10 protein-coding genes are annotated in these 13,448 nt (G+C 50.2%); 1 reads left to right on the top strand and 9 read right to left on the bottom strand.

Features of this window, described 5'->3' with window-relative positions; translation table 11 throughout:
• Window positions 1-20: 20 nt before the first annotated feature.
• The 4 genes from GCU45_RS25705 to GCU45_RS25690 all read right to left on the bottom strand — a co-directional run bounded on the left by GCU45_RS25705 (window position 21) and on the right by GCU45_RS25690 (window position 5,326).
• A complete protein-coding gene (locus tag GCU45_RS25705; protein ID WP_152401510.1) occupies window positions 21-1,559 on the bottom strand; it encodes a response regulator transcription factor in 1,539 nt (512 codons plus the stop codon).
• Window positions 1,560-1,680: 121 nt separating this feature from the next.
• Entirely contained in the window at window positions 1,681-2,592 is a 912-nt protein-coding gene (locus GCU45_RS25700) for a carbohydrate ABC transporter permease (RefSeq protein ID WP_076169204.1), read from the bottom strand.
• A 14-nt stretch (window positions 2,593-2,606) separates the two neighbouring features.
• Entirely contained in the window at window positions 2,607-3,590 is a 984-nt protein-coding gene (locus tag GCU45_RS25695) for an ABC transporter permease (protein WP_076169205.1), read from the bottom strand.
• Window positions 3,591-3,670: 80 nt separating this feature from the next.
• A complete protein-coding gene (locus tag GCU45_RS25690; protein ID WP_152401508.1) occupies window positions 3,671-5,326 on the bottom strand; it encodes an ABC transporter substrate-binding protein in 1,656 nt (551 codons plus the stop codon).
• A gap of 314 nt (window positions 5,327-5,640) precedes the next feature.
• Between GCU45_RS25690 and GCU45_RS25685 the strand changes: the two genes are divergently transcribed.
• Window positions 5,641-6,405, top strand: coding sequence for a helix-turn-helix transcriptional regulator (locus GCU45_RS25685; protein WP_152401506.1), 765 nt, complete (start codon window positions 5,641-5,643; stop codon window positions 6,403-6,405).
• 18 nt (window positions 6,406-6,423) lie between these two features.
• Here GCU45_RS25685 and GCU45_RS25680 read toward each other — a convergent pair whose 3' ends face one another.
• The 5 genes from GCU45_RS25680 to GCU45_RS25660 form a co-directional block, all read right to left on the bottom strand.
• A complete protein-coding gene (locus GCU45_RS25680; RefSeq protein ID WP_152401504.1) occupies window positions 6,424-7,968 on the bottom strand; it encodes a carboxylesterase/lipase family protein in 1,545 nt (514 codons plus the stop codon).
• A gap of 53 nt (window positions 7,969-8,021) precedes the next feature.
• Window positions 8,022-9,788, bottom strand: a complete 1,767-nt coding sequence (locus tag GCU45_RS25675; RefSeq protein ID WP_152401502.1) for a type 2 periplasmic-binding domain-containing protein — start codon at window positions 9,786-9,788, stop codon at window positions 8,022-8,024.
• A gap of 39 nt (window positions 9,789-9,827) precedes the next feature.
• Window positions 9,828-10,736, bottom strand: coding sequence for a carbohydrate ABC transporter permease (locus GCU45_RS25670; RefSeq protein WP_105443991.1), 909 nt, complete (start codon window positions 10,734-10,736; stop codon window positions 9,828-9,830).
• Complete coding sequence (locus tag GCU45_RS25665; RefSeq protein WP_152401500.1) at window positions 10,733-11,653, bottom strand: ABC transporter permease subunit; 921 nt, start codon at window positions 11,651-11,653, stop codon at window positions 10,733-10,735. The genes GCU45_RS25670 and GCU45_RS25665 overlap by 4 nt, the downstream gene beginning before the upstream one ends.
• Window positions 11,654-12,046: 393 nt before the next feature.
• Window positions 12,047-13,327: a glycoside hydrolase family 27 protein gene (locus GCU45_RS25660; RefSeq protein WP_152401498.1), complete on the bottom strand. Its 1,281-nt coding sequence runs from the start codon at window positions 13,325-13,327 to the stop codon at window positions 12,047-12,049.
• Window positions 13,328-13,448: the final 121 nt, after the last annotated feature.

Here is a 13,448-nt window from a genome sequence, read left to right as displayed (position 1 = left end):
CTGTCTCCTGCATCATATTTTCAGCCCTTCTTATAAACCGAAGGGGATATGCCGTTGATGGCTTTAAATTTGGCCGTAAACTGATCGGTATCGGCATAACCGACACGAGCCGCAATCTCGCAAATGTTCAAGTCGGTTCGCCGAAGAAGCTTCATAGCTTCTTCAATCCGCACGGCATGATAATATTCGTTAAAGGAAATGCCGAGTTTCTTCTTGAAGCGCTGTCCCAGATAGGCCGCATTGACATGCAGAACCTCGGCGATATCCTGCAGCTTCAGTTTCTCGGGATAATGATCACGGATGAATTCTATCGCTTTCGATATGTTTTGATCCGTCTGAACCCCATCTTCTTCAGCAAACCACTCCGCCGCTTCGCGAAGCTCGGTCAGGGTTTGTTGTTCAAGGTCGCTTTGTATCGTCAACGCCGGTGAGCCAGTAAACCATTTCCTCTCCCAGTCCGCTGTGCTGCCTCCCCTTCTGCCGATTTCATGGAGGAGTTCAACCTTGATATTGGCTGCATAAGCGCTGATCCACGGTTTTGAAGCGTGGTCTCCCGAAATGACGGCGAAAAACTCGCGCACACGACCGGGCAGCTCATCCACCCTGCCTTCCACAACCGCCTTTGTGAGCGATTTCATAAACGCAGAGGGAAGAAGGAGCTGCTGTTCCAGATTCTCCTCCTCATAATAATAAACCTCTTGATGACGGTTATCGAGACGGGAAACCCCAGCCGCAACGGCTTCTTGGAAAACGGTGTTGAGGGAATACGGTCCTCTATGCTCATCGCTCACCGAGAAGGTGACATTCTCCTCATAATCGTTTCTAATGCATCGGATGAACCGGGTAACAAGAAGGGGAGTCAATTCCGGTCCGTCGGGGCTGGATATCAATACGTAGCCGTGCTTGTCCTGCCCGATCACGAAAGGAAGCACGGTAATATGCTCTATTTGCTGTTCGGCCAGACGGCTCAGCCGATCCAGCAGCTGACAGCCGCGAACATTTCCGTGCTCCAAAGTAGTTCCATACACGAGCATGCAGCGAATCCGCGAATCATCGCCGATGGGGAGCTGCCTAACCGCCTGCTCCAGCTCTTGTGGAGCGTATTCTCTTGTGAGAAGCTGCGAGAGCAGTTCTGTTTTGACATAGGCAGTCTCGGCTCTGCGGTGCGCATCCGATTTCCGCTCGGACCGGATCTCCGAAGCTATGTTTTTCACGGCCGATTCCAGCTCGCCCTCATCCAGAGGCTTGGTCAGATAGTTGCAAACGCCATATTGAATGGCTGTCTTGGCATATTGAAAATCAGCATATCCGCTTATAATAATAAATTTCGGTTGGAGAGACCCGCCCTGCACCTGCTTAATCAGCTCTAATCCATCAATGACGGGCATACGAACATCCGTAATGACCAAATCGGGATTGAGACTTTGGATTAGCTGCAAGGCGTCATCCCCATCCATAGCCGTACCACAAATCTCAAAGCCCAATTCGGTCCAGTCGACCAAAAAACACAGACCTTCCAGCATCAAGGGTTCGTCGTCGGCAAGTAAGACTTTAAGCATTTGGCATCACCGCTCCACCGATTGAATTTGCTTCATTATACACCCATGGAATAGGAGAAACCGTTCCGACAGGCTGCCGGAACGGTACTGTTCTCGTCTGAAACGAGCACCCGAAAAATTTTTATTCTTTGACACTTCCCAAGTTCAAGCCTACCACAAAGTACCTTTGCAAAAAAGGATAAACGAATAATATCGGCATCGCGGTCACGATCGTGATTGCAGCCTGAATGGACGCCGGCGTTACCATGGCCTGGGTTTGGTTCGTATTAGCCCCTGCCATCATGGACGGATCGTTATTCGTGCTCATGGTCGATCCAAGCAGCTTCATCATTTCATACTGGAGTGAACTGAGGTTCTGTTCAGAAGAAGCGTACAGGAACGTGTCGAACCAGGAATTCCAGGAGCCTACGGCGATGAACAAGGCAATGGTCGCAAGGACGGGCGTACACAGCGGAAATACGATCCGCCAGAAAATCCGGAAATCACCGGCTCCGTCAATTTTGGCGGATTCTACCAGGCTCCCTGGGAGCGACCTGATGTACGTTCGGATCACGATCAGGTTAAATGCGCTGACCAAACCCGGCAGGATATAGACCCAGAAGCTGTTCCGCAAACCCAGATCTTTGATCAAAAAATAGTTGGGAATCAAGCCTGCGTTGAAGTACATCGTCAATATAAACAGCATGCTTATTTTTTTGCGGAAAATATAGTGAGGCTGGGCCAATGTATAAGCCAGCATCGTCGTCAGAAATACGCCGAGCACGGTCGAAATGACGGTACGGGACACAGAAATGAACGCGGCGTGATAGATCGTGCCCGATACGAATACCGCTTTATAATTTTGCAGGGTCCAGGTGTGCGGCCAAACGTACACGCCCCCCTTCAGTGAATCGCTTCCGTCATTAAATGAAATCGCCATCGTATGAAGAAAAGGGTACAGCGTGACAATGACGACAATCAGCATAAACAGCGTATTCAGCGTATGGAAAACGACGGGTTCCAGGCGAAACTGACTCTTGACTTCTGTTTTCATTTCCCCGTCCTCCTCTATACCAATCGTTCTTCGCCAAGACGCTTTGCGATGGAATTCGCAATGAATACGAGTATGACGCTCACGATCGTTTTAAATATGCCTGCTGCCGTGGCAAGAGAATAATTCCCCATCGATATCCCGTACTTCAGCACGAAAATATCAATCGTTTGCGACCAGTCCACGACCAGGCCGTTTCCCAGCAAATACTGAACCTCAAATCCTGCATCCAGGATATGCCCGATATTCATAATGAGCAGGATGATAAAAGTGGACTTGATCCCAGGGAGCGTCACATACCTCATTTTATGAAACCTGCCTGCACCGTCGATGGAAGCTGCTTCGTAAAGGGACGGATCGATCGAGGTAATGGCTGCCAAATAGATGATCGTATTCCAGCCAACCTCTTTCCAAACGTTCGACAGCCCGACGATTCCCCAAAAATAGTGTCCTTTACTCAGCCACATCACGGGCTGATCAATCAAATGCAGCTTCATGAGTACGGTGTTGACGATGCCGTCATCCACAGATAAGGAAGTCGCAACAATGCCTGCCGCGATGACCCATGACAGAAAATGCGGCAGATAGGATATGGTTTGTACCGTCCTTTTAAAGAACCGCACCTTGATCTCGTTCAGCAGCAGTGCCAAGGCAATCGCCGTTACAAAACCCAAAACCAGGTTGATGAAACTCATGGCAATCGTATTTCGCAGCACCCCAAGGAAAGCATCGTCCTGAAACAGAAAACGGAACTGCTGCAGTCCAACCCAATCCTGTTTCCAGAAGGACAGGGCCGGACGATAGTTTTGAAAAGCCATCAGCCATCCCCAGACGGGGACATATGAAAAGATGATTAAGTAAATGGCAATTGGAACCGACATGAATATCAGCTGTTTTTGGGCTTTCAGGGTTTTCCAGCTCAGGCTGACACCAATTTCTGGGTCCACTCTCTTCTTCTTCTTCTTGCTCTTGACCTCCCCGGTCAGCACGATTTCAGACATCTCGTTGTTCCCCTCCCTTATGACATTTCCAATACGGGGCGGGGAATGAATTCCCCGCCCCGTTTGGATTTCTACAGCTCTTACTTGCTGCTCCAGTTCTCAATCCGCCATTGAATTTGTTCATTCATGCGGTCTTCGTAAGCCTTAATATCCAGCTTGTGGATCTGATTCACATAATCCTGCCATACACTATCAAATTCCGAAGGGGAAGCCATAATCGCTTTCGGCAAATATTTTACCGACAGGTCGTTTAATTTGGTGCTGGCCAGTTGAGCGGCCGAGCCGTCCTCCAGAATGATGGTATAAGCCGGGAAATATACCGGGTTCGGTCCGGGCTCCTTGAAAAATTCCGCCCAGGTTTTATGGTTGTATGCTTTCAAGATCTCTTGATCATAAGGCTTCAAGCTATCGTAAAATTCCTGCGGCTGGGTTCCGGGATCCGTTGCGTTGCCATCACTGTAAGATCCCTGCATTTTAGGCATGTATCCAAAGAACGAATCTGCCTTGTTCGCTAATTTCCAGGTATTGTTGTCCGCATTTTTCCGCTGCTCCGGAGTCCGGTAGAACGTGCCGTCCTCTTTTACCTCATAATCTTCTCCCTTGATTCCCCATTGCAGCGTCTTCTGCCAATCCTCAGTCATCAATGCATCCATAAATTTAATGATCCGAACCGGATCTTTGGCTTTTACGGAAATACCGAACCCGCGATTGAGATTCAGCCCTCCGCGATCGCGGTAGTATTCCTTTGCACCGGGATACATGAGCGGAAAGCCGACGTAAGTGCTTCCAATTTTCCCTTGGGAAATCAGGGAATTCTCACCATCCTGGAAGTTCCAATGCTGATCAAACATGCCGATCACTCGTCCGCTGGCGATTTTGGCCAGGTACTGGTCATAGTTCTGCACGAAGGCTTCTTTATCCAGCAAGCCCTGCGCGTTCACTTCATTCAGCTTCTTATAGTAGGTTTTCGCGATATCCTTGTCCGCAAAAATTTGCGCCTTGTTGTTGTCCACGATCACGCCGCCGTCATTAGGGTGACCGGATAAATGCTCCGGCGCGTTCTGGAGCGGAAATACCCTCCAGTCAAAATTCAAGGTTTCAAATCCGATCATATCCGGATGCTTGGCCTTATATTTCGCGATAATATCAAAGTACTCTTCCAGCGTTTTCGGCGTAGGATAGCCCATTTCTTTCAAAACATCCTTTTGCAAATAGAACCCTGGTCCCTGATAGGTCGTATCGTGAACCGAACCGGTATACACGCCGTAGCTTGGGAGTACATAAATATGTCCGTCCTTCGGATCCTTCATTTGATTCCATACTTCCGCATAATGCTTCTTCAAATTGGGCGCATACTTCTCAATTAAATCTTCCAGCGGAATATAAGCCCCCGCATTGATCAGTTTGTCATTGCCCGAGATGAGATCCGGGTAGTCGCCGCCTGCGATCATAACGCCCAGCTTCTGCTGCAGATCCCCGACCAAAAATTCCATATTCAGACTGACGCCGGTTTTTTCTTTAATCAATTTATAAATTTTGTTGTCGGCCGTAGGCTGCTGACCCGGGGCGTCCATAAACACAGACAGGGTAATAGGTTTCGTATCGTCCCCGCTTGATTCAGCCGCCGATCCCCCGCCGCTCGTTTTTCCTGATCCGCTGCAGCCGGATAGCAGCAGTGCCGTAGAAATCATGCCGATACACAAAACGATGAGTGAACGTTTTACCTTTTTGCGCATTTCTTTGTGCCCTCCCCTTTTTCATCTATTGTTACACATTCTCACCCGGTGATAACTAAATTATATCTTTCTAGAAATCGCTTACAATTCACAAACTCAAGATGTTCCCCCTAAAAATATAGTCGCCCAAGGTTTAACACAAACAAGCGCCCCGCGGCGAATTGACGGCAGCCGCGAGGCGCTTGCATACGGTAGATCATCTCATGATCCGTTCACTGAACATATTACCTGATGCTAAGGTAGAACTCATAGGGTTTCGTTCATATTTTCCTTGTTATAGTATAGTAGAGACATCATTCCAAGGAGGGATAAGGATGGCCCATATTCATTTTGTTGAGTATAACACGACGCACCCAAGCAACTTTGTGATCGATGTTCCCGTGGGTCATCACTGGCTTCTTGTCATCACCAAGACCCCCGCGCAATTCTGGGTCAATGGTGCGCTGAAGGAATATCCTACACACAGCGTTATCCTCTACCGCCCGCAGCAGAAAGTATATTATCGGGCCTGCGCCGATCAATTCATCAATGACTGGATCCGCTTTGAATCCAACGAACCCTATATTACGGAATCGCCGCTGCCGCTCGGAGTCCCCTTTTCCCTGGATGATCCGGACTACTGCCGCAAGCTGTTTGAACTGTTGACCATCGAACACAACTTTCATCGGGATTACAGGGCTTCGTCCATCGACTGTTTGCTGCGGACGCTGTTCAACAAGCTGCTGGAATCTTATTTTCACGAACCGATTACGCCTCAGTATTATAACTTGTTGAAGCTTCGAACCGCGATCCAGAACGATCCGGGCGATTACTGGACGATTGCGAAAATGGCCGAATATCTCGGGATCAGCCCAGGCTACCTGCAGAGCATCTACAAAAAAACCTTTAAGGTCACCTGCATGGAAGACGTCATCAACAGCAGAATCCGGTTGGCCAAAGAATATTTAATTCACAGCACCCAAAACATTGCTGAAGTCGCCTCCCGATGCGGGTATCAAAATGTGGAGCACTTCTGCAGACAGTTCAAACAGTTGACAGGCTATTCGCCAAGAAAATTCCAGGAGCATAAACAAGCTTGATATCCATATCACGTCATGCTAAGCCTCTGGTTGCAAGACGGGTCTGTTCTTCTTGAAATATTGATGCACCAGAAATTTTATGATCTCGCTCGGCTGCTCTTGGGAAGATTCGGCCTGATCAGCAAAGAGCATTCCATAGGGGGCTTCCGGGGTATAAGGCTCCCATCGCGGCAGTTCCTCTCCTGTTGCATCCAGCCCGTTCGGATCACCGTTACGGATGAAGTTCGCCCAGTAATTGCACATCTGGCGGGCCAAATCGTAATGCTTGCCGACAAAGGGCCGCCAGCATTTAGCCAGCGTTTCGAAGAAAAACCAGAGATCTACCGAGTGGAAGGTGCCCGGATGATCCCAGCCGGGGATCTCGGCATCAAAATTGTAATAGTACAATGGCGTACCGGAGCCGGTCTCGGCATTGGCCTGTGCGGCGATGCGGATCGCATATTCGATGCCACTCACCGCAGCCTTCTGCCGGCTCTCCTCCACGTTGGCCGATGGCGCGCCACACAGCTCCAGGAACGCATCCGCATCGTCTCCGAACATGTCCACGGCCAGCTTCTTGAAGTCTTCAGGCGTATGGACATCCGGAGTACTGAAGAACTCGGAGGACGTGTGGCCAAACATGACCGGCACCTTCCAGCGCTTGTTCTCAAGGAACAATTCAAACGGATTGCCTACGCTGAACACCTGATCTGCGACGGTGCCCCAGAATCCCTTGTATTGCACAGCCTTGTCGCGGAGAGTGACGGCATCCAGCTGCCGGGCTTCCGCAAGTGAAGATACGCCAAGGTATTCAAAAAATTTCACGCCATCCTGTTCGGCATCAGCCAAATGACTCCGAAGCGGGGGCACGCGAGTCCCCGGATACAGCTTCGTGTAGATTCCGCTTTGAATGATCGCCTTTTGAAACAGCCCCTCATTCTGAGGCGAAGTCAGCTGGGTCATCACGCTGCCGCCGCCGGCGGACTGACCGCCGATCGTGATGTTGTCCGGATCGCCGCCGAAAGCCGCAATATTGCGCTTGACCCATCTGGTGGCCGCCTGCTGATCGAGATTGCCGAAGTTAGCCGGCGCTTCGGGCGCTTCCGCCGTAATTTCCGGATGGCATAAAAATCCGAACACATTGAGGCGGTAGTTGATCGTGACGACCACGATCCCTCTTCTGGCGATGCGCTCACCGTCGAACTCCATTTCAGCCGTATGGCCGACCTGAAGACCTCCGCCAAAATACCATACGTAGACCGGCAGCTTCTCATCGGTCCGATTAGCCGGTGTCCATACGTTCAGGTAGAGACAGTCCTCGTCCATGGCGATGTCCGGTTCCACGGCCCATTCCCGGGTATAGATATTGTTTTCGTCGATCTCCTGCCTTACCTGCATCGAGATCGGCGCGAATTCGTACGCCTTAAGCACGCCTTCCCAGTCGTTGGCCGGCTGCGGGGCACGCCACCGATTGTCGCCTACGGGCGGAGCGGCGAATGGGATTCCTTTAAAACTGGTGATTCGGGGGTCGGCTGCTGGTAGTCCCTGCACCACCCCGTTTTCAACTTGTACGATTCGAAGCATGTGTAACGTCTCCCTTCATCGTTAGAATTCACTGGCCTTCACAGCCCCTGCTCTTATTTGCCGGCCGATGCCTCAGAACGCATTTGAACGATTTTTTGCGCTTTTGCCGTATCCGCAGCAAGTACGTCATTCCAGCCGAGACCTGCCACATCCGTTTTCATCTTTGCCCACAGCTGGTCAAACTCCGCCTGATCCTTCGCAAACACCATTTTCCAGGATGCATTTTTTACATAGTCCGAAATCTGGCTTCGTTTATTTTTAATATCCGATGAGTCAACACCGAAGCTTGTATTGATATTCGGCACGATGTCGATCATCTTATTTTTCTGATAGTAGTCTGTTGCGTTCTTGGCGTTGTAGGTGTTCTGCCAGTCCGTGGTCAGGGCGGTCTTGTTCGCTTCTATAGTAGAACTCCAGTAATTGTTGTTATAGAATTCGCCGGTGTCCGGGTCCTTGACAAAATCGCTCATGATCATGCTGTTGATCTTGCTCTGTCCGTCCTGGTATCCGCCGCCTCCATATTGATCCGGTACGGGGGTGTTCTTCTGGAAAGCGGTTTGTCCTGTTTCGGTCAGCTTGAACTTGCCGTCATCCGTCTTTTCGTAATTGAACCCTTCAAAGCCGTTCGTGTAGTAGCGCAAGCCCTCGGGAGAAACCGACCAATCCAGGAATTCCATAATCCTTTCGGGATTTTTGGCCTTTGAACCGATGGCAAAAACCCTGCCGTTGCCGTAATAGGCATCACTGGTCTGAATGATCCGGGAATCCGCGATCGGGACTGAAACATAGCCGTCGCCGTTTTTGCCCCTTTCAATGGAATTGTAGAACCCTCTTTGCCAGGAATACCATAAGAGGAGCACCTGTTTGTTGGTCAGTTTTTCAGAGACTTTGTTCCAATCCTGCGACGCGGAATCCGGATCGATCAGCCCCATCTGATTGGCCGTAAAATAAAATTGCAAAATCTTTTTGTACATGCTGTTATCATCAATGAGCGGAACGATATCGCCTTTCGCATTCAGCTGTAAGGTTGAAGTTCCGTCAGGCTGCTCATAGCCGTACCAGTTGCTCAGCCAGCGTACGTTCTCCATTCCTCCGCCATCCCAATCCTTCCACAGGGTGATCGGAACGATCGGTTTCCCGTCTGGAGTCTTGGGATACTTCTCCTGCATTTTTTTCAGTACATTCAGGAGGTCGGTCAAATTGTTCAGCTTGGGCGCCCCTACCCCCTTGTAGTAATCCCAAGGCAAAATAGGGCTTGAATAAGGCTGGTCTTCCGAGAAGGTCGTTGGCGAAGTATCGGCTGTAAACGTCGGCATCGCGTAAATTTTGCCGTCCGGATTCACTTTATCGAAAGCCTCGTTAAAAGGTTTAAAGTGATTATCCACATACTGGGACAAGTACTTGGTGTTCTTGACCCTATCCGTCAAGTCCATAACGAGACCGGCCGGGATGAGCTCTTCCAGCTGACTGTTATCGATGATCAGGAGATCCCCCAAATTTCCTGCTGCCGACCTCGTCTTGTATAGCTGATCCCCGGCAACCTGCGGAGCAAGTATGTTCAGCGTCAGATTAAACTTGTCTTTAAGCAGCTTGCCATACCATCCGGTCTGCTCGCCCTGGTAATTCGCCGCGTTATCGAACACCGTAATCGTCAGCGGCTTGCTGTGATCGATGGCTGTGTTATTCTCGGAAGTCTTTGCATCGGTACCCGGCTCCTCATTAGAAGCGCCTCCACATCCGGCCAGCCCGACCGAGGCGATGAAGAGGCAAGCGAACAATAGCATGACCGATTTTTTTGCTGCTTTCCTGCTTTTACTCATTGGCCATCCTCCTAAATCCATTTTAATATCAAGTGAAAATCAACCTTTGACCGCCCCGATCATAATTCCCTTGACGAAAAACCTCTGGAAGATCGGGTAGATGAGCAATATGGGGGCAACGACAATAATGGTAACAGTCATGCGAATGGAAGTCGTGGTTTGCTCTGTGGCTAGACTGGCTATAGCCGTCGAACCGGCATTTTGCAGGTTAACCATGGTCGATAATGAGCTCGCCTGATTGATATAGTTATAGAGAATAAATTGCAGCGTGTATAATTTACTATCCGTAACGAGCAGCAGCGTATCCTGAAAAGAGTTCCACTGATCCACTGCAGTGAATATCGCGACCGTTGCCAATATGGGCTTGCTTATCGGCAATATGATCCTGAAGAAGATCATCATCGTTCCCGCTCCGTCGATGCTTGCCGCCTGCTGCAATTCCTTCGGCGTCGATTCCACGAAGGTCTTGACCAGAATGATGAAGAACGGGGCGACGATCGTCGGCAGAATGTATGCCAAAAAATTGTTGGTCAAATGCAGGGAGCGCATGGTGAGATACCACGGAATAATGCCGGCGTTAAAGAACATGGTGATTACGGTGAACCGATACCAGAATCTTCTCCCCCACATATCCTCTTGGGAGAACATGAATCCCAAAAAGGCGGAGGCCCCTACCGTCAGCAGAGTTCCGATCACGGTTCTGCCCAGGGAGATCAAAGCCGCATTCCCCAGCCCCGGTATTTTAAAAACGTCCAAATAGTTCTGGAAATGGATGTTCCGCGGATAAAAGACGACGTCCCCCCGGGCACTGATATCGTTTGCGCTTATCGTATTAATGATGATGGAGTAAAACGGATAGACGCACACGCAAGCAAACAGGGAAAAAAGGACGTAGATTAATACAGTGATCATTTTGTCGGTCGGGCTGACCTGAACTGCTTTTCTCATACGATACTCTCTCCTCTTAACAATTTGGAGAATCCGTTTACCGAAAAGAGAAGAACAACACTAATCAAACTCTTCAGCATACTGATCGCGACCGATACGGAGTAGCTGCCGCCCCCCATCGCCAGGTTATAAACATACAGGTCAAGAACTTGTATATTTTCCTTGTTGAATGCATTTTGGAATACGAAATATTGCTCCAAGCCATTATTCAGAAAGCTGGCGATCTGCAGCATCAGCAGAACAAAATACGTCGGGAGCATGCTCGGCAGGATGACGTTCCATATCACCTGCATTCTCGTTGCCCCGTCCACATGGGCCGCCTCATAAAGGGAATCATCAATTCCCGTAATCGCCGCTATGTACAAGATGGCGGACCAGCCTAACGTTTTCCAGATCGTCCACAACCACATGGTGATCCAGACATGATCGGAGTTCTGAAGGAACAAAATCGGAGAATCGCTCAGTCCCAGCTGCTTCAACAAACCGTTGACGATGCCTTCGCTGGAAAACATGGAAAACGCCAAAGAATATACCAGTACCCAGCTGATAAAATTCGGCAGGGTCGTTACTGTCTGCACAAACTTCCGGAACCGCACGGCCTTCATTTCGTTTAGGAATATGGCAAAAATCATGGGTAGCCAGGAGAACAGCAACCCCAATCCGCTCATCCCGAACGTGTTCTTGATGACCTGAAGCAGCTGGTCGATCTTGACCTGATTTTCGATCAAGGAACGAAACCACTGTAAGCCGACAAACGGAGATTTGGACAACGGAATCGGCGGCGAGTAGTCGAAGAATGCATAGACCCATCCGTATAGCGGATAGTAGGCAAAGACAGCAAGCAAAAGCATGAACGGAAGTATGTAGAGGAATTTCCTGAAAGATATGCCTTTCGTGCTGTACTCTCGTATGCGCATCGTGTCACCTTCCCTAAAGATTCGTAGATTTGACGGGGGACTACAAGATCCACTCCCAGCCAATCATTCGAAAACGCTTTCAATAATAAGCAAGAAAATGCTCTGACCCCATCCATTTCTCCGATCACAAAGGTCTCATCTGTTTTTTCGGAACACCTCCATACATCTCTCGTGATATCATTGTATCTCTATATGACTTGCAATAAATTTAAAAAAATTGTAAATGACTCCCCTGATTTAAACAATGATCTATACCAACATCTAATTGATATATCGTCACATCGGCCAGCCAGGGCCGTACAGAGCTTCATGAATTCGATCATCTTAACAAAAAGGAAGCCTATCTATAAAAGATAGACTTCCTCTCTTATGTCTGCATCAACAAAAGGGTTGTTATTCCATTATAAGCCGGAACAAAGCGGCTCCATGCGGCGGAACGGCAGAGTCCAATGTGCCGCCCAGCTCCCTGCGCTCCTCTCCGGTCCACAAATTTCGCGCATGCGCCGAGCCGGAAATGCCTAGCTCAGCCAGCGATACGGAAACTTCGGCAGTCTCCTCGCCGGTATTGAACAGCGCGGCGTAACGCTCGCCCTGAGGACCCTCAGCAGCCCATATCACTCGGCCTTCGCTCCGGCTCACCTGGCGGGCGCCGAAGCTGTGCTGATGCATGTCCAGGACGTCCCGGTTCGTCAGCAGCGATAACGTCCACTCGTCGTTGTCACGCATCTCCCCGCCGAACATGAGGGGCGAGCGGAAGATCGTCCACAGCGTCATCATCGTCAGCTGCTCGTCACGCGTAAAGTTCGTCATCCGGTCGGGATGACTGCACCGGACGCCGATTCGTCCCAGCGGGAGCATGTCGCAATCCGGCCAGCATCCGGGCTTCGGCCGACCCTGCCAGGTCTCGCAGCGGTCGAACATATCAAGCAGCAGCGGCCAGCGGTCCCAGAAATCGTCAGTCATTCGCCACATGTTGGCATGGGCTTCAAGGAAATCGGCATGCTTCACAGGTGCGGGTCCGGGCGACAGGCTCAGCACCATCGGCCGGCCGGCATGGTCGATCGCCTTGCGGATCAGCTCAATTTCCGCCAAATGCGGCCCTCCGTGCAGCCAAGAATCCGCAATGTCATCCACCTTGACGTAATCGACGCCCCATTCGGCGTACAGCTCAAACAAGGAATTATAGTATTCCTGAGCCCCTTTCTTGCCTGCGTCGACGCCATACATGTCCGTGTTCCACCCGCAGAAAGAGCAGGTATGGGCGATATCCCGGGCCGTAACGTTCGTGTCCTTGATCGGCGTATGATCATGTACGGCCTGCCGTGGAATGCCGCGCATGATATGGATGCCGAATTTTAGTCCAAGGCTATGTACGTAATCCGCCAGCGGCTTGAAGCCCTGGCCTCCCTCCGCAGACGGAAAGCGGTTCACTGCTGGAATGAGGCGCGAGTAACCGTCGGTTTCCAGCCGGACGAAGGGCCTGTACAGGTCTGAGACCGCTCCCGGCTCGTACCACTGAATATCGACGACAATGTATTCCCAGCCGTAATCCTTTAAATGATGCGCCATATATTCGGCATTGCCCCGAACTTCCGCTTCCGTAACGGTTGCGCCGTAACAATCCCAGCTGTTCCATCCCATAGGGGGTGTTGGTGCAAACGAATGATGCTGCATGACGTTCCTCCCGAATTGATTTCGTATCATAAAATTGCTTTTACGCCTCCTATATTACGTCCGGGAAGAACAACGTTTCCATAGTAATCTTTCTTCTGTTACAGCAAAATATTGCGGTTTA

This window comes from Paenibacillus cellulositrophicus (genome assembly GCF_009363095.1).
Classification (GTDB): Bacteria; Bacillota; Bacilli; order Paenibacillales; family Paenibacillaceae; genus Paenibacillus_AQ; species Paenibacillus_AQ favisporus.
The sequence above is the reverse complement of the archived record's forward strand: the minus strand, read 5'-3'. Positions and strand labels throughout refer to the sequence as shown.